We start from the raw sequence: 17697 nt of genomic DNA on the forward strand, positions 1-17697 counted from the left end.
GGCGCTTGCGGGAGTCTTTGGCTGCGGCGTCTGCCTGGTTTGTCGCGCAGTTCCCCGCGCCCCTAAGCAACTGCAACTGGCTCAGTTGCAACCCGCCAGGGGCGCGGGGAACTGCGCGACAAACCATCTACGGTCCGCAGACTTCCCACCTACCCCACCACGGTCCCACTGACCTCCCCGAGACCAATCCGCCCCCCGCCCGCCCCCGGTGCACTCGCACGGATCGTCACCGTGTCGCCGTCCTCCAAGAACCCCCGCTCGCTGCCGTCAGCCAGCCGCAGCGGCCGTTCGCCGTTCCAGCTCAACTCGATCAGCGACCCCCGCTGTCCCGCGTCCCGGCCGGACACTGTGCCGGAGGCGAACAGGTCGCCGGTCCGCAGCGAGGCGCCGTTGACGGTCATATGGGCGAGCATCTGGGCCGGGGACCAGTAGGTGTCGCGGTAGGGCGGACGGGAGACCACCTCGCCGTTGAGCAGGATCTCCAACTGCAGGTCCAGGCCCCAGGGTTCCTTCTCGGCGAGATACGGCAGCGGCTCGGGACGCTGGTCCGGTCCGTGCACCCTGGCTGCCTCCAACGCGGCCAGCGGAACCACCCACGGAGAGACCGACGTCGCGAAGGACTTGCCCAGGAACGGTCCCAGCGGCTGGTACTCCCAGCGCTGGAGGTCGCGGGCGCTCCAGTCGTTGACCAGGACGACGCCGAAGACATGCTCGGCGAAGGCCCCGGTGGCGACGGGTTCGCCTAGCGTCGACGGCGCGCCGACGACAAAGCCGACCTCGGCCTCGATGTCCAGCCTGAGACTGGGCCCGAAGTCGTCGGCCCCCCGCTGCCCGCTGGGCCGCCGCACCGGGGTCCCGGAGGGCACAACCGTGCCGGCCCGGCCGTGGTAGCCGACCGGCAGGTGCTTCCAGTTGGGCAGCAGCGGCTCGGGCGTGTCGGGGCGGAAGATCCGTCCGAGGTTGGTGGCGTGCGCCTCGGAGGCGTAGAAGTCGACGTAGTCCGCGACCTCGACGGGCAGCCGCAGCGCCACCTCGTCGATCCGGTGCAGGCTCCGCTCGCAGAAGCGGCGCCGTTCGTCGGTCTCCAGCATCCGGCGGACCTCGGCGCGGACATAGGCCCATTCCCTGGGCCCGCGCCGCAGGAACCGGTTCAGCGAGCCGGTCGCCAGGTCCGCGCCCAGCGGTGTGCCGGCCCACATCGCCGCCAGATCCAGCACATGTTCGCCGATGGCGACCCCGACCCGGGGCTCGCCGACGGGCCTGCCGCCGCGCAGCGGCGTGAACACCCCGTACGGCAGGTTGTCGAGGGTGAATCCGGAGCCGTCCGGGACGGGAACCCAGCTCACACCTCACCGCCGGGCCCGCGACCGCTCCAGCTCCAGGCGTAGCGGCCGTCGTCGCTGGCCCGGCCGCCCTCGGCGAGATCCAGCGGGCGGAAGGTGTCGACCATCACCGCGAGTTCGTTGAAGAACTCGGCGCCGATGCTGCGCTCGTAGGCGCCGGGCTGCGGGCCGTGGGTGTGGCCGCCGGGGTGCAGCGAGACCGAGCCCTGGCCGATGCCGGAGCCCCTGCGCGCCTCGTAGTCGCCGCCGCAGTAGAACATCACCTCGTCGCTGTCGACGTTGGAGTGGTAGTAGGGGACCGGGATCGACAGCGGGTGGTAGTCCACCTTGCGCGGTACGAAGTTGCAGATGACGAAGTTGTCGCCCTCGAAGACCTGGTGCGCGGGCGGGGGCTGGTGGACCCGCCCGGTGATCGGCTCGTAGTCGCTGATGTTGAAGGCGTAGGGGTAGAGGCAGCCGTCCCAGCCGACCACGTCGAAGGGGTGGGTGGGGACGGTCAGCACGGTGCCGCCGATCGAGCCGCCGACCCGGTGCTTGACGTAGACGTCCACATCGCCGTCGGCATCCCCGCCGAGGTCCTCGGCGAGCAGCGGTCCGACCGGCCCGCGCAGGTCGCGTTCGCAGAAGGGCGCGTGCTCCAGCAGCTGTCCGTACTTGGACAGGTAGCGCCGGGCCGGGGTGATGTGGCTGCCGGCCTCGATGGCGTAGAGCCGCAGCGGCGCGTCCCCGGTGGGGAGCCAGCGGTGGGTGGTGGCCCTGGGCACGATGACGTAGTCGCCCTGGCCGACCTCGATGCTGCCGAAGACGCTCTCCAGCACCCCGGCGCCCGACTCCACGTACAGGCACTCGTCGCCGGTGCCGTTGCGGTAGAGCGGGGAGGGCAGCCCGGCGGCGACATAGGCGATGCGGACGTCGGCGTTGCCGAGGACGGTGCGGCGGTCACGGACCGGGTCGGACTGGCGCCAGCTCTCGCCGGGGAAGAGCTCGTGCAGCCGGAAGTGGTAGGGCTTGAGCGGGTGATTGGGCTCGGGCTTGTCGTCGGGGAGCTGCCAGACCCGGCTGTCCACCATCGCCGACGGCAGATGCCGGTGGTAGAGGAGGGACGAGTCGGAGAAGAAGCCCTCCTCGCCCATCAGCTCCTCGAAGTAGAGCCGGCCACTGTCCACGTCCCGGTGCTGGGTGTGCCTCTTCGGGGGGATCGTGCCCGCGCTGCGGTAGTACGCCACCTTCGCCTCCTGAGCGACCTGAGCGACTCTGACCAGGACGCATACCTGGTGAGGCATGCACTCACATCCCATGGCGCGGCCGGGCCGCTGTCAAGCAGTGGACTGCCGCGCCAGGCGGGGTCAATGAGCCGAGCGGCAACGACCTGGACACACGAATGTAACGATCACCCAGCCTTTCAGAAAGTTGCTGCAAGGTCTTTCCATGCCGCTCACGCCCCTGTTACGTTCCTCCCCAAGCCCGACGGCAGCAACGGTGCGTCGGCCCGGGGAGGCTCCTTCGCAGGTGCCGACCCACCCACTCGGGCATCCACCCTCCAAGGAGTTCACAATGCGTCGTGGCATTGCGGCAGCCGTTCTGGCGGCAGCGATAGCGGTTTCTGCAAGCGCTTGCGGGAGTAGCAGCAGCGGAAGCACCGGTTCTGGCGCCAAGGCCGACGGTCCGGTCACCATCACCTGGTGGGACACCTCGGACGCGACCAACGAGGCCCCCACCTACCAGGCCCTGGTCTCCGACTTCGAGAAGGCCAACCCGAACATCACGGTCAAGTACGTCAACGTCCCCTTCGCCGACGCGCAGACCAAGTTCCAGACCGCCGCGGGCAGCAAGGGCGCGCCGGACGTGCTGCGCGCCGACGTCGGCTGGACCTCCGGCTTCGCCAAGGCCGGCTACCTGGTCCCGCTGGACGGCACCGCCGCCACCGCGGACAGCGGCTCCTTCGAGAAGCAGCTCGTCACCCAGGCCAGTTACAGCGGCCACCAGTACGGCGTGCCGCTGGTCACCGACACCCTCGGCCTGATGTACAACAAGGCGCTCTTCACCAAGGCCGGCATCGCCAAGGCCCCCACCACCTGGGACGAGCTCAAGGCCGACGCCGCGCTGATCAAGCAGAAGGACGGCGTCGACGGCTTCGAGTTCAACGCCGCCTCCTACTACGCGATGCCGTTCCTCTACGGGGAGGGCACCGACATGATCGACTCCACCTCGCAGAAGATCACCATCAACTCCGCGGCCGCCGTCAAGGGCATCGACACCATCAAGAGCCTGCTGGCCAGCCCAGGTGTCACCAAGCTGGACACCACGGCCAACGCCTACGCGACCATGATGGACAAGTTCGGCAGCGGCAAGATCGCGATGATCGTCCAGGGCCCGTGGGAGACCACCAACGTCTACAAGGGCTCGGCGTTCAGCGACAAGGCCAACTTCGGCGTGGCCGCGGTCCCGGCGGGCTCCAGCGGCAAGTCCGGCGCCCCGATCGGCGGCCACAACCTGGTGGCCTACGCCGGGTCCGACGCCGCCCACCAGGCCGCCTCGGAGAAGTTCATCGCCTTCATGACCTCGGCCGCCTCGCAGGCCACCATCGCGACCAAGAACGCGACTCTGCCGACCCGGACCGACGCGTACACCTCCGCCGTCACCTCCAACCCGGGGATCGCCGCCTTCCAGTCGATCCTGACCGCGGGCGTGCCGCGCCCGGCCGTCCCCGAGTACAGCTCCATGTACACCCCGTTCAACACCGAGCTGCTGAAGATCCTGGCCGGCCAGGAGAGCACCCAGACCGGTCTGAACAACGCCTCGATCGCCATCAAGAAGCTGTTCCCGAACTACTCCGGTCAGTAATCGGTCACCCGGCGGCCCGCCCCGATGTTTGGGGCCGGGCCGCCGGGTACCGGGGGTCACACCCGTGCCCACGTCCCACGCTGTAAAGAGAAGTCGCAGATCCGAAGAGGTGTCAGACCGTTGAACCCTCCCCCAACGAAGAGGGGGATTCCTGGCTCACGACGGCTGCGGGTCGGCGACCAGCAGTGCTTACACGATCAACACCAGCCGGGTTGGAACCAGCCCGGTTTGGAGCGGCAAAGCAGAGGAACTGCATGTGTCGGCTTGGTTCTCGCGCGACACGGTATGCGCGCTTGGTTGTCGCAACGCATGTGACGCACCTTACACCCGCAGGAGGGCGGTCATTCGCCCCGAAGGTTCAACCCGTCCTCTGCTCTGCTTCGCAAGAGTCCATCTTCCCCGCCTCGAAGGCCGGGGCTTCAATGAGGGAACGACATGACCGTCGCCGTCCAGGGCAGAGCCCGCAAGGAGCGCCGCGACCGCGAACCCCGGGCGGGGCTGATCGCCCGGCTGCGGCGTTCGTACGACCAGCACTGGTACGCCTGGGTGATGTGCACCCCGGTCGTCGTCGTCCTCGCCGTGCTGGTCGGCTACCCGCTGGTGCAGGGGGTGATCCTGACCTTCACCAACGCCAACAGCCTCAACGTCGGCCGCACCATCGGGGTCAACCACATCCCCGACAGCTACACCTGGGTCGGCTTCCAGAACTACGTCGACCTGCTCACCGGCCCCGACAACCAGCTGGTGCCGCACTTCGTCTGGACCATCGTCTGGACCGTCGTCTGCGTGGTGCTCACCGTCGGAACCGGCCTGGGCCTGGCCGTGCTGATGAACCGTAAGATGCGCGGCCGCGCCGTCTACCGGATGCTGCTGATCCTGCCCTGGGCCGTGCCGACCTTCGTCACGGTCTTCTCCTGGCGGCTGCTGCTCAGCGACGGCGGCGCCGTCAACGGGCTGCTCGGGGCGCTGCACCTGCCCCAGCCCAGCTGGCTCAGCGACCCGCTGGCGATGAAGGTCGCCGCGATCCTGGTCAACACCTGGGTCGGCTTCCCCTTCATGATGCTGTCCTTCCTCGGCGGACTGCAGTCCATCCCCAGCGAGCTCTACGAGGCCGCCGAGATGGACGGCGCCACGCCGTGGCAGCGCTTCACCCAGGTGACCCTGCCCGGACTGCGCCCGGTGAGCAGCACCGTGACGCTGCTCGGCATCATCTGGACCTTCAACCAGTTCAATGTCATCTACCTGCTGTTCGGCTCCAACGGCACCGACAGTGTGCAGATCCTGGTCACCTACGCCTACCAGCTGTTCTTCGGTCAGATGCCGCAGGACTACGCGGGGTCGGCGGCGGTCGGCGTGATCTGCCTGTCGCTCCTGGTCGTCTTCACCGGCTTCTACCGTCGCTGGATGAACAGGAACGAGACTGCGGCATGAGCACCAGCGTCCTCCCCGAACCCGGCGACACCGCAGGAGCAGACCCGATGTCCACCCTCACCACCGCCGACCGGCCCGTCGGGGTCGGCGCCGCGAAGCCCGCCCGGCGCCCGCTGCTGCGCGGCGAGCGCGGCAGGCTCGCCTCGGTCGGCCTGCACGGTCTGCTGACGGTCGCCGCGTTCGTCGCGGCCTTCCCGGTGGCCTGGATCCTGTACATCTCGCTCGGCTCCGGCAAGGACGACTACCTGCACCCGGGCCGCATCCTCAGCCGGATGACGCTGTCCAACTACGGCTTCGTCGTCAACCACACCGGGTTCGGCACCTGGATGCTGAACTCGCTGATCGTGGGCCTGGGTACGATGGCCGTGGGTGTGCTGATCTCGGCCAGTGCCGGCTACGCGGTCTCCCGGATGCGCTTTCCGGGGCACCGTCCGCTGATGTACACCTTCCTGCTGACCCAGATGTTCCCGGTGTCGGTGCTGATGGTCCCGCTCTACAAGATCATGGCGAATCTGGGCCTGCTCGACACCTACCAGGGCCTGATCCTGGTCTACTGCTCCACCGCCGTCCCCTACAGCGCCTGGCTGCTGAAGGGCTACTTCGACACCATCCCGGTCGAGATCGACGAGGCCGGGCGCATCGACGGCCTCTCACCGTTCGGCACCTTCTGGCGGCTGATCGTCCCGCTCGCCAAGCCGGGCCTGTCCGTCGCGGCGTTCTACACCTTCCTCACCGCCTGGGGCGAGGTCGCCTTCGCCTCGCACTTCATGCTCTCGGCCGACAAGTACACCCTCTCGGTCGGCCTGCAGACCTACATCAGCCAGTACAACTCCCAGTGGAACTACATGGCGGCCAGCGCGGTGCTGATCGCGGTTCCCGCCGGAGTGGTGTTCTACCTGGTACAGAAGCACCTGGTGGCCGGCCTCACCGCCGGCGGCACCAAGGGCTAGCGGCCCAGGGCCACCCGCACCCCCCGTCACCGTCCGTCCTCCTGAGACCCAAGGGATCCCATGACCTCCCAGCACCCCGCCACCCCGACCGTCGCTGCCGCCGACTCCGGCCGCAGACCCGGTTGGTGGCGCGACGCGGTGATCTACCAGGTCTACCCGCGCAGCTTCGCCGACGCCGACGGCGACGGGATGGGCGACCTGGAGGGTGTCCGCAGCAGGCTCCCCTACCTGCGGGACCTGGGTGTCGACGCGGTGTGGCTGTCCCCCTTCTACGCCTCGCCGCAGGCCGACGCCGGCTACGACGTCTCCGACTACCGGGTCGTCGACCCGATGTTCGGTGACCTCGCCGACGCCGAGCGGCTGATCGGCGACGCGCACGGGCTGGGCCTGCGGGTGATCGTGGACATCGTCCCCAACCACGCCTCCGACCAGCACTCCTGGTTCCGTCAGGCGCTGCGCGAGGGCCTCGGCAGCCCGCTGCGGGAACGTTTCCACTTCCGTCCCGGCCGGGGTGAGGCGGGCGAACTGCCGCCCAACGACTGGGAGTCCATCTTCGGCGGCCCGGCCTGGACCCGCACCGTCAGCAGCGACGGCACGCCCGGGGAGTGGTACCTGCACCTCTTCGCCCCCGAGCAGCCCGACCTCAACTGGGAGAACGCCGCCGTCGCCGACGAGTTCCGCTCGGTGCTGCGGTTCTGGCTGGACCTGGGCGTCGACGGCTTCCGGATCGACGTCGCCCACGGTCTGGTCAAGGCGGCCGGGCTGCCCGACATCGGCCACCACGACCAGCTGCGGCTGCTCGGCAACGACGTGCTGCCCTTCTTCGACCAGGACGGCGTGCACGAGATCTACCGCGACTGGCGCCGCATCCTGGACGAGTACGGCACCGACCCGGACACCCGCCGCATCGCCGTCGCCGAGGCCTGGACCCCCTCCGTCCAGCGCACCGCCAACTACCTGCGCCCCGACGAACTGCACCAGGCCTTCAACTTCCAGTACCTGGGCACCGCCTGGGACGCCGAGGCACTGCGCGAGGTCATCGACCTGACCCTGGACGCCATGCGCCCGGTCGGCGCTCCGGCGACCTGGGTGCTGTCGAACCACGACGTGGTCCGGCACCTCACCCGCCTGGGGAGCGGCGAGGACGCCGAACAGGATCTGCGCCGGGCCCGCGCGGCGACCTTGCTGATGCTGGCGCTGCCCGGCTCGGCCTACCTCTACCAGGGCGAGGAGCTGGGGCTGCCGGAGGTCGTCGACCTGCCCGACGAGGTCCGCCAGGACCCGGCCTTCAGTCGGGCCAAGGGCACCAACGCCGAGGGCCAGGAGGGGATGCGCGACGGCTGCCGGGTCCCGCTGCCCTGGTCCGGCGCCGAGGCCCCGTTCGGGTTCGGCCCGGTGCCGGGCGGCCCCAGCTGGCTGCCGCAGCCCGCCGAGTGGGCCAAGCTCAGCGTGGAGGCCCAGACCGGCGACCGCAGCTCCACCCTGGAGCTGTACCGCGCCGCCCTGACGGCCCGTCGCGAGCACCCGGCGCTGGGCACCGGCGACAGCGTGGAGTGGCTGGACGACGCCCCGGCCGGGGTGCTCGCCTTCCGCCGCAGCAGCCCCGACGGCGTGTTCGCCTGCTTCGCCAACACCGGCGACCTGGCCGTGCGGCTCGCCGCCCCCGGACGGCTGCTGCTGGCCTCGGAGCCGGTCACGGTGGTCGAGGACGAGATCCTGCTCCCGGCCGACGCCACCGTCTGGTGGGCTCTCTGACATGGCCTCTCCCTCCGCGGCGTCCCCCTCGGCGGCGTCGCCCCGGCCGGCCGCGACCCCGGCTCCGCCCACGGCTCGGCTCGCCGACATCGCCGCCCAGGCGGGTGTCAGTGAGGCGACCGTCTCCCGGGTCTTCAACGGCCGGGCCGGAGTCTCCCCGACGACCCGTCAGTCGGTGCTCGCCGCGCTCGACGTGCTCGGCTACGACCGGCCGGTACGGCTGCGGCAGCGCAGCGCTGGACTGATCGGACTGATCACCCCGGAGCTCAACAACCCGATCTTCCCGGCGCTGGCCCAGGTCATCGAGCAGGTGCTGACCCGCTACGGCTACACGCCGCTGCTGTGCACGCAGACCCCCGGCGGCTCGACCGAGGACGAGCTGGTCGACATGCTGGTGGAGCGCGGCGTCACCGGCATCGTGTTCGTCTCGGGCCTGCACGCCGACACCACGGCCGACATGGAGCGCTACGCCCGGCTGGCAGGCCGCGGCGTCCCCTTCGTCCTGATCAACGGCTACAGCGAGCAGATCTCGGCGCCGTTCGTCTCCCCGGACGACCGGGCGGCGATGCGGATGGCCGTGCAGCACCTGGCAGAGCTCGGCCACGAGCGGATCGGCCTCGCACTGGGCCAGCGCCGGTTCGTGCCGGTGCTGCGCAAGCTGGAGGGCTTCACGGCGGCCTGCCGCGACATCCTCGGGCAGTCCGACGAGGAGATCGCGGCCCGGATCCAGCACACCCTGTTCAGCGTCGAGGGCGGCCATGCGGCCGCTGCGGCCCTGTTGGAGGCCGGCTGCACCGCGGTGGTCTGCGGCAGCGACCTGATGGCCTTCGGCGTCATCAGGGCCGCCCGCCAGCACGGCCTGGGCGTGCCGGGCGACGTGTCGGTGGTCGGTTTCGACGACTCGCCGCTGATCGCCTTCGCCGATCCGCCGCTGACGACGATCCGTCAGCCGGTGGAGGCGATGGGCGCGGCCGCGGTCGACGCCCTGCTGGAGGAGATCAACGGCAACGCCCTGCACCGCGCCGAGTTCGTCTTCCAACCCGAGCTGGTCGTCCGGGGCTCCACCGGGGCGGCCCGCCCGCGCGTCTGAGGGGCCGCGCGGGTGCGCAGGAGAGCGGGGCCGGACGGGAGGTGCCTCCCCGTCCGGCCCCGCTCGGTCGGCGGTTAATCGGTGGCCCCACACCGGCGCGCCGACCAGACTGGGGCGTTCACCGACTACTGTTCCCAGCGGGAGAGTTGTGTTCGCCAGCTATCGTCGGACCCTGCAGGCACCCGGGACCGTGGCCTTCGTCCTCGCCGGTCTGCTGGCCCGGTTCCCGATCGGGATGTCCGGCGTCGCGGCCGTCTTCATGGTCACCGGCGCGCTGGGCTCCTATGCGCTGGCCGGCGCGCTCTCCGCGACCGTGCTGGCAGTGATCGCGCTGGCCGGACCGCAGGTCTCCCGGCTGGTCGACCGTCGTGGGCAGGCGCGGGTTGCCGTCCCGGCGCAGTTGCTGGCCGTCTCCGGCGGCATGTCCGAACTGCTGGGCCTGCATTTCGGTGCCCCGCGCTGGCTGCTGTTCGCCGCCGCCGCGCTGACCGGTGTCGGCCCCAACGTGGGCAGCATGTCCAGGGCCCGCTGGGCCGCCCTGCACCCGGGCGAGGAGGAACTGCTGCACAGCGCCTATGCGCTGGAGACGGTGATCGACGAGCTGTGCTTCATCCTGGGCCCGATCGCCGCGACCCTGTTGGCCACCACCCTCTTCCCGTCGGCGGGATACCTGGCGGTCGGGGTGCTCCTGATCCTGGGTACGCTGCTGTTCTGCGCCCAGCGACGCACCGAGCCCGAGGTGCGCGGTGCCGGTGGGGCCTCCGGCGGTGGATCCGCGCTCCGGACGCCCGCCCTGCGCGTCGTCACGCTGACCCTCACGGCCACCGGCGCGGTGTTCGGCCTGATGGAGATCACCGTGATCGGCTTCGCCGACGCACACCACCACAAGGCCGCCGCCAGTCTGGTGCTGGCCTGCTACGCCCTGGGGTCCTGCCTGTCCGGCATCGGCTTCGGACTGTGGAAGCCCAAGGGCAGCGCCGCCACCCGACTGCCGCTGTTCCTGCTGGCGATGACGGCGCTGCTGGCACTGCTGCCGCTGGTCCGCAGCCTGCCGGAGCTTGCGGCCACGCTGTTCGCGGCGGGATTCTGCACCGCGCCGACGATGGTGACGGCGATGGGGGTGGTCCGTGACCGCGTTCCTCCGCACACGTTGAACGAGGGCTTCAGCTGGGCCACCACCGGCCTGCTGATCGGCGTCTCGGCCGGCGCCGCGGTGGGCGGCTGGGCGGTGCAGCACCTGGGCGCCGGCGCGGGCTTCCGGATCCCCGCCGCGATGAGCGGCCTCGCCCTGCTGATCGCGCTGCTGGGCCGGCGCGGGCTCGCCGAGCGGCCCGCCGCTGCACGCCGTCCGGCGGCGGAACCGTCCGAAGCGCCCGGACCGGTCAGCCAGGTGCAATAAGGTGCGATGCTGTACGGCAGCGGACCGACAAGGACTGGGGAACCCTTCTTGAACACAGCACGGCTGGCGGATATCGCGGCACAGGCCGGGGTGAGCGAAGCCACCGTCTCCCGGGTGCTGAACGGCAAGCCGGGGGTCTCCGCCACCACCCGGCAGATGGTGATCGCCGCCCTGGACGTCCTCGGGTACGAGCGGCCCACCCGGCTGCGCCAGCGCAGCGCCGGTCTGATCGGGCTGATCACCCCGGAGCTGAGCAACCCCATCTTCCCGGCCTTCACCCAGGTCATCGAGCAGGTGCTGACCCGCTACGGGTACACGCCGGTGCTCTGCACGCAGACCCCGGGCGGTTCCACCGAGGACGAGTTGGTGGAGCTGCTGGTGGAACGGGGGGTCACCGGCATCTGCTTCATCTCCGGGCTGCACGCGGACACCAGCGCCGACACCGAGCGGTACGCCAGGCTGACCGGCAAGGGCGTCCCCTTTGTCATGATCAACGGATACAGCTCGAAGATCGCCGCCCCGTTCATCTCCCCGGACGACCGGGCGGCGATGCAGATGGCAGTGCAGCATTTGGTCGGCCTGGGACACCGGCGGATCGGACTGGCGGTCGGTCCGGCCAGGTTCGTGCCGGTGGAACGCAAGCTGGAGGGCTTCGCCGAGGCGATGCGCACCCGGCTGGGCATGGAACCGGCCGAGTCCGCCGATCTGGTCCAGCACTCGCTGTTCAGCGTGGAGGGCGGCCAGGCGGCCGCCGGAGCGCTGCTGGACAAGGGCTGTACGGCCATCGTCTGCGGCAGCGACCTGATGGCCTTCGGGGCGATCCGCGGGGCACGTTCGCGTGGCCTCTCGGTGCCCGGTGACGTGTCGGTGGTCGGTTTCGACGACTCCCCGCTGATCGCCTTCGCCGATCCGCCGCTGACGACGATCCGTCAGCCGGTCGAGGCGATGGGCGCGGCGGCGGTCAACGTCCTGTTGGAGGAGATCGGCGGCAACCCGGCGCAGCGCGGCGAGTTCGTGTTCCAGCCGGAGCTGGTGGTCCGCGGCTCGACCGGGGCCGCACGGCCGCGCCCCTGACGGCAAGGCACGGCATGACGGACGGCGGGGGTGTGGGCCGCAGCTCCGCACCCCCGCCGGTTCCGTGCGCTCAGGTGAGGTCGGGGTCCAGCTCGATGCCCAGCGCCGTCAGGTACAGGCCCAGGACCAGTCGGGCCACGGTCGGGTACGCCCCCAGCGGCTCCGACGCCTGGCACTCCGCCTCCGCCGTCACCGACTTGAGCATGTCCGGGTCCACCTCGGGGCCGAAGACATAGGGGGCGAGCGCGGGCTGGGCGGAGCCGGTCTCGCGCAGATGCGCGGCCGCGGCCGCCACCGATCCGGGCTCGTCCAGCGCGGCCGCGACCACCGGCACCGCCAGCCGGGCGGCCAGCAGCACCGCGGTGACCTCGGCCAGCTGCAGCGCCTCGGCCCCGCCGACGGTGGCGAGCACCACGCCGTCGGCGGAGGTGTTGATGGCGAACAGCCTGGCCCGGTCGGCGCGGGCGAGCCCGGCCTCGGAAAGCCGTACGTGCAGTGCCTCGGCCAGCAGCGGATGCGGTCCGAGCGTGTCGGTGACCCTGACCTCGCCCGGGATGCCGCTCAGGGCGGCCCGGAAGGAGTCGGAGGGGCCGGGGAGCAGCGGCACGACGACCGGAGCCGGACGCTCCTCGGCGGCGGCCGCGCCCAGCAGGGCGGCCAGGGTCTCGGCGCCGTCGCCTTCGGTGCCGTTCGAGGACAGGTAGCCGGCCCTCGCGTCGATCCCGGGCTGCTCGGCGCGGATCAGTGAGACCAGTTCGTCGGCGATCTGCTGCGTGGCCGGAGTGGCCTCGGCGGGTACGGCCAGAAGCAGCGCGGGGGCCTCCGCGGGGATCTCGTGGCGTTCGGGCCGACGGTGCCGGCCGCGTGCCCGGGTCCCGGGCGTGCGGACGGGCAGCGGTGTGCTGGGGGTGGCGGCAGAGCTCATGTCGGACGATCGTAGGTCATGTGTGCGGACTGCTGAAGTCGGGCACCCTTCTTTGTGATTCAGCGGCGTGGGCATACCCCCTGAATCACCTTCAAATCCGGTCATATATTCGATGATCGGATTCCGCATGCAACCGGATCACGGTGAGCAGCGTCACATAGCTGTGCGGCGCACATGATTACTGACTGTGCGTCACCGGGGCGCTGCGCGCTGTGGATCTTGATGGCAGCCCGACGGCGCGTTGCAGTGCGACCGTAGCCCAGAGCGACGAGTCGGGTGGCATTTGTCCCTTTCGATCCGTCAGCCCACCATTACGGAGCGGAAGTTGTCACATGTGGTGAACGCACGTGCACGCGCATAAGCAGCTGCACGTGCAAGTGCACTGGCGTTATCATCACGTGCAGTGAGGCGCCTCTCTGGCCCATCCTGCACGGCTCGCACAACCAGGAGACACCGATGCTTCGCATGTACAACGGCATGGCCGCCACGGAGATCGAGGGTGTGGTCTGGCAGAAGAGCCGTTTGAGCAACTCGCAGGGTGACTGTGTCGAGTTGGCCCGCCTCGCGGACGGCGATGTGGCGGTGCGCAACTCGCGGTTCCCCGAGGGGCCGGCCCTGATCTACACGCGGGCCGAGATTGCGGCGCTGATAGACGGAATGAAGAAGGGCGAGTTCGACCATCTCGCCGAGCCGGCCTGAGCGCCGGCCCGGTCCGCGGTACGGACCCCGGTCCGATCGCCGCGACACGGGGCCGACCGCGCGACCGGACACACTGAGCGGCGGTGCCGGGGGAGTCACTCCCCCTGGTACCGCCGCTCATTCTGTGTCTCCCCGGCCGCCTGGAAGGAGCCCGTCCCCTCCAGTTCGAACAGGGCCCAGACCACCTTTCCGGCGGCCACCGGGTGCCAGCCCCAGGACTGGCTGAACGAATCCACCAGGTGCAGACCGCGTCCCGACTCGGCGACCCAGTCCGGCTCCCGGGTCACCGGACCCGAGCTGCTGGGGTCGCTCACCGCGCACACCACCTGCGGCGAACGCCGGACCAGGCTGAGGCGTATCAACGGGGCGGGGGACTGTGCGGCCTCGCCGAACTTCTGGGTGATCGGCCCGGGGGTGCCCGTCCCGGGGCTCGTCCCGCGCTTGCCCCAGGCGCTGGTCCGTTGTTCGGGGACGCTGGCGGCCGCGAGCGCGTGCCGCAGCGCATTGGTCACAAGTTCACTGGTCACCAGGGCGATGTCGTCGAAGAGGTCGCCGAGACCCCAGCGGTTCAACGTCAGCTTGGTGAACTCACGTGCGGTGCGCACGGATTCCAGCCGGGGGGCGAGGGCGCAGTTGACCACGTCGGGGTCCGTGGCCAGTGCCGGGCTCAGGCCCATGAAGAGCTCCTCCCATAAGGGCGCTGCAGGCATTGCTGCCGAGGTCTGCCCTGCCGGGGTCGCGCGCGCGGCACCGGACTCCGCCGCGTCGCCGAACGGATGACGGGGCGGTGGCTCGGAGTGGCGCGAGGGGGGAGCGGGCTCCCCGCAGGACTGCCAGTGGGTGTGCATGTGCACGTGCATCATGCTCCTCCCCGCTCACGTCAGATGCAAGGGTGGATTCACGTGCATGTGCGTATCGGGCATCTGCACGTGCATCTTCGTGTGCAGGGAGTAGTCTCATGGTTGCTCGGCGCAGGCGTGACTACTGAGGCCGAGCCATGACGTCCGAGTTCTTGACACAAACCTGTCCGTTTGGGCACCCTTCGCCACCGGACAGTGGCAGACTGTGCGCTGATTTCATTGGGTGGAGGTTCAACGGAATGACCACAGTTCAGCCGGGGAGCGGCTCGATGGTGCGCCGTATCCTCCTCGGCTCTCAGCTGCGCCGACTCCGTGAGGCGAAGGGGATCACCCGTGAAGATGCGGGCTACACCATCAGGGCCTCCGAATCGAAGATCAGCCGCATGGAACTCGGCCGCGTCAGCTTCAAGGAGCGGGACGTGACGGACCTACTGAGCCTCTACGGCGTCGATGACGAGACCGAGCGTGCCGCTCTGGTGACCCTTGTGCGCGAGGCCAATCAGGCCGGCTGGTGGCACAGCTTCAGCGACGCCATGCCCAACTGGTTCCAGACCTACGTCGGCCTGGAGGAGGCGGCGGCGCTGATCCGCACCTACCAGGTGCAGTTCATCCCCGGCCTGCTGCAGACCGAGGACTACGCGCGGGCCATCGTGCTGCTCAACCGTCCGCACATGGAGACGAGCGAGCTGGAACGCCGCATCAACGTGCGGATGCGCCGTCAGAAGCTGGTCGCCGACGGCGACGGGCCCCGGCTCTGGGCGGTCGTCGACGAGGCCGCGCTGCGCCGTCCGGTGGGCGGCCCGGCCGTGATGAAGGCGCAGATCCAGCGGCTGATCGACGCCGCCGACATGCCCAACGTGGTGGTCCAGGTCATGCCGTTCCGCTTTGGCGGCCATGCCGCGGAGAGCGGGGCCTTCACCATCCTCCGCTTCCCGGAGCAGGACCTGCCCGACGTGGTCTACCTGGAGCAGCTCACCAGCGCCCTGTACCTGGACAAGCGCGACGACGTGGACCAGTACGTCCAGGTGATGGAGCGGCTCAGCGTCGACAGCCTCACCCCGGAGAGCAGCGTGGAGCTGCTCTCCTCGCTCCTCAAGGAGATCTAGGGCCGCAGGCCGTACCGGGCGAAGAGGTCCGCGCGGATCAGCGCGGGCGAGGTCTCCGCGCCGGGCAGCAGCATGCCCATACAGGCCCCCATCAGGGCGCTGCGGAGCACCGCGTGCTCCGCGACCGGGTCGGCCGCCCCGCGCCGCCGCAGCACCCCCTGGAGCAGCGCCCCGAACCGCCGCTGCTCCTCGTCCTGGATGAACCCCTCCGCGCTCGGCGCCAGGATCAGTGCCAGATGCGTGCGCATCAGCGTCGGCCGCTCCCGGGTCAGCGTCAGCACCGTGTCGATCGAGGTGGCCAGCCAGAGGTCCGGCGGATCCGTCTCCTCCAGCTCCGCCAGCGCCGCCGCCAGCTTCAGGTGCATCAGCCGGTGCGTCGAGGACTGCAGCAGGTAGCGCTTGCCGGGGAAGTAGTACGAGACCAGCCCCCTGGCCAGCCCGGCCCGCTCGGCTATGTCGCCGAGCGTGGTGCCCGCGAAGCCCCGTTCGTCCACCAACTCGACGGTGGCCTGCATGATCCGCGCCCGGGACCGGGCCCGCATGGCCTCGTTGACTGATGCGCGTCGGGGTGACATGGTGCTCCTGCGTTCATTGGCTGCTGGCCAATATACGGCCAGCCTCGAACGCGTGTGGCCGCCCGGGCGGTTCGCCGACGCGGGGGATCGGCGAACGCCCGGGCGGCCCGCCCGAACCCCGTACGGGCGGGTCCTCAGGGGCGCTGGACGGCCTCCTCCTCCGCCGGCTCGTCAGCGGTCGACGTCGCCGAACCGTGGGCCGGGAGCGGGTAGTCGGGCACCGGGTAGGCCGCGGCCGCAGCCGCCCGCGCGGTCCGCCGGTCCTGCACCGCGCCGAACGCGGTGACCAGCAGCCCCAGCAGGGCCACCCCGGCCACCACGCCCACCGCGTTGTGGTCGGCGCCCAGTTGGGCCCGGACGTCACCGCCGCCGCCGGCGGTCACCACCGCGGTCACCACGGCCAGCACCACGGCGCCGCCGATCTGGAACGAGGTGTTCACCAGCCCGGAGGCCAGCCCCTGCTCGGAGTCGGCCACCCCGTCCGTCGCCTGGATGTTGAGCGAGGGGAAGACCAGCGCGAAGTGGATCCCCAGCAGCACCATCGACGGCAGGATCACCGTCAGGTAGTCGGAATGGGGCCCGATCCGCAGGAAGTTGGCGTAGCCCAGCAGCGCGGCCGGGAAGCCGACCAGCATCAGCTTGGTGGTCCCGAAGCGGTCCACCAGCGCGCCCATCCGGGTCGCCGAGGCCGCCACCAGCACCCCGGCCGGCAGGAAGGCCAGCGCCATCTCCAGCGCGGACCAGCCGAGCAGCGACTGCAGGTAGAGCGTGGCGATGAACTGGAAGCCGACGTAGGCGCCGAAGCAGGCCAGCGCGCCGACATTGGCCCGGGCCACCAGCCCGTTGCGGAAGATCCCCAGCCGCACCAGCGGGTGCGCCGTACGCTGCTCCACCGTGACGAAGGCCGCGAACAGCGCCGCCACCCCGAGCAGCGACAGCACGGTACGGGCGCTGCCCCAGCCCACGCCCTGGGCCTCGGTGACGGTGTAGACGAGCAGCAGCAGCGCGCCGGTGGCGGTCACGGCGCCGAGCAGGTCGTAGCCGCGTCCCTCACGCTGCGGCCGCTCCTGACGCGGGATCAGCCGGCTCCCGGCGGCCAGCGCCAGCAGGGCCAGCGGGAACGGCAGCAGGAAGGTCCAGCGCCAGCCGACCTCGGTCAGCAGCCCGCTGAGCACCAGGCCGAGCGAGAAGCCGCTGGCGCCGCAGGTGGTGTAGATGCTCAGGGCCCGGTTGCGCTGATGGCCCTCGGGAAAGGTCGTGGTGATGATGGACAGGCCGGCCGGTGCGGTGAAGGCGGCGGCGACGCCCTTCACGAACCGGGTGGCGATGAGCAGTCCGCCGTCGTTCACCAGGCCGCCGAGCAGCGAGGCGACGGCGAACACGGCGAGCGCGGCGAGGAACACCCGCCGCCGCCCGAGCAGGTCTGCGGCCCGGCCGCCGAGCAGCAGCAGCCCGCCGTAGCCGAGCACGTAACCGCTGACCACCCACTGCAGCGACGTGGTGCTGAGGTGCAGGTCGGTTCGGATGGAGGGCAGGGCGACCCCGACCATCGACACATCCAGGGCGTCGAGGAACAGGGCCGCGCAGAGGACGACGAGAGTGCCCCAGAGACGGGGGCTCCATCGGGTAGTGGCTGTGGTCATGCG

Annotated in this window: 15 protein-coding genes; 9 read left to right on the plus strand and 6 right to left on the minus strand. The window is 70.5% G+C overall.

Features of this window, described 5'->3' with window-relative positions; all coding sequences use genetic code 11:
* Window positions 1-149: 149 nt before the first annotated feature.
* A complete protein-coding gene (fahA, locus tag ABH941_RS07105) occupies window positions 150-1346 on the minus strand; it encodes a fumarylacetoacetase (protein ID WP_370127727.1) in 1197 nt (398 codons plus the stop codon).
* A complete protein-coding gene (locus ABH941_RS07110) occupies window positions 1343-2569 on the minus strand; it encodes a homogentisate 1,2-dioxygenase (RefSeq protein ID WP_370127764.1) in 1227 nt (408 codons plus the stop codon). The genes fahA and ABH941_RS07110 overlap by 4 nt, the downstream gene beginning before the upstream one ends.
* A gap of 328 nt (window positions 2570-2897) precedes the next feature.
* Here ABH941_RS07110 and ABH941_RS07115 point away from each other — a divergent pair, with 328 nt between their 5' ends.
* The 7 genes from ABH941_RS07115 to ABH941_RS07145 all read left to right on the plus strand — a co-directional run bounded on the left by ABH941_RS07115 (window position 2898) and on the right by ABH941_RS07145 (window position 11886).
* On the plus strand, window positions 2898-4187 hold the full coding sequence (locus tag ABH941_RS07115) for an extracellular solute-binding protein (protein ID WP_370127728.1): 1290 nt from the start codon (window positions 2898-2900) through the stop codon (window positions 4185-4187).
* Between the two features lie 435 nt (window positions 4188-4622).
* A complete protein-coding gene (locus tag ABH941_RS07120) occupies window positions 4623-5618 on the plus strand; it encodes a carbohydrate ABC transporter permease (RefSeq protein WP_370127729.1) in 996 nt (331 codons plus the stop codon).
* A 47-nt stretch (window positions 5619-5665) separates the two neighbouring features.
* The gene (locus tag ABH941_RS07125) at window positions 5666-6568 is read left to right on the plus strand and encodes a sugar ABC transporter permease (protein WP_370127765.1); all 903 of its coding nucleotides are present in this window, start codon (window positions 5666-5668) and stop codon (window positions 6566-6568) included.
* 60 nt (window positions 6569-6628) lie between these two features.
* Window positions 6629-8323 (plus strand): glycoside hydrolase family 13 protein, encoded by a 1695-nt coding sequence (locus ABH941_RS07130; RefSeq protein WP_370127730.1) that lies wholly within the window; start codon window positions 6629-6631, stop codon window positions 8321-8323.
* A gap of 1 nt (window position 8324) precedes the next feature.
* Entirely contained in the window at window positions 8325-9413 is a 1089-nt protein-coding gene (locus tag ABH941_RS07135; RefSeq protein ID WP_370127731.1) for a LacI family DNA-binding transcriptional regulator, read from the plus strand.
* Window positions 9414-9561: 148 nt separating this feature from the next.
* Complete coding sequence (locus ABH941_RS07140) at window positions 9562-10812, plus strand: MFS transporter (RefSeq protein ID WP_370127732.1); 1251 nt, start codon at window positions 9562-9564, stop codon at window positions 10810-10812.
* A gap of 48 nt (window positions 10813-10860) precedes the next feature.
* Entirely contained in the window at window positions 10861-11886 is a 1026-nt protein-coding gene (locus ABH941_RS07145) for a LacI family DNA-binding transcriptional regulator (RefSeq protein WP_370127733.1), read from the plus strand.
* A 70-nt stretch (window positions 11887-11956) separates the two neighbouring features.
* Here ABH941_RS07145 and ABH941_RS07150 read toward each other — a convergent pair whose 3' ends face one another.
* The gene (locus ABH941_RS07150) at window positions 11957-12811 is read right to left on the minus strand and encodes a sirohydrochlorin chelatase (protein WP_370127734.1); all 855 of its coding nucleotides are present in this window, start codon (window positions 12809-12811) and stop codon (window positions 11957-11959) included.
* Window positions 12812-13267: 456 nt separating this feature from the next.
* Here ABH941_RS07150 and ABH941_RS07155 point away from each other — a divergent pair, with 456 nt between their 5' ends.
* Entirely contained in the window at window positions 13268-13510 is a 243-nt protein-coding gene (locus ABH941_RS07155; RefSeq protein ID WP_030247960.1) for a DUF397 domain-containing protein, read from the plus strand.
* 95 nt (window positions 13511-13605) lie between these two features.
* Here ABH941_RS07155 and ABH941_RS07160 read toward each other — a convergent pair whose 3' ends face one another.
* Window positions 13606-14187 carry an ATP-binding protein gene (locus ABH941_RS07160; RefSeq protein ID WP_370127735.1) on the minus strand — a complete coding sequence of 194 codons (582 nt, stop codon included), beginning with the start codon at window positions 14185-14187 and terminating at the stop codon, window positions 13606-13608.
* 422 nt (window positions 14188-14609) lie between these two features.
* Between ABH941_RS07160 and ABH941_RS07165 the strand changes: the two genes are divergently transcribed.
* Complete coding sequence (locus ABH941_RS07165; protein WP_134010717.1) at window positions 14610-15476, plus strand: helix-turn-helix transcriptional regulator; 867 nt, start codon at window positions 14610-14612, stop codon at window positions 15474-15476.
* Here ABH941_RS07165 and ABH941_RS07170 read toward each other — a convergent pair.
* Window positions 15473-16051: a TetR/AcrR family transcriptional regulator gene (locus ABH941_RS07170; RefSeq protein WP_370127736.1), complete on the minus strand. Its 579-nt coding sequence runs from the start codon at window positions 16049-16051 to the stop codon at window positions 15473-15475. The genes ABH941_RS07165 and ABH941_RS07170 overlap by 4 nt on opposite strands.
* Window positions 16052-16185: 134 nt before the next feature.
* On the minus strand, window positions 16186-17694 hold the full coding sequence (locus ABH941_RS07175) for an MFS transporter (protein ID WP_370127737.1): 1509 nt from the start codon (window positions 17692-17694) through the stop codon (window positions 16186-16188).
* Window positions 17695-17697: the final 3 nt, after the last annotated feature.

It is taken from the genome of Streptacidiphilus sp. EB103A (assembly GCF_041261405.1).
Taxonomy (GTDB): Bacteria; Actinomycetota; Actinomycetes; order Streptomycetales; family Streptomycetaceae; genus Streptacidiphilus.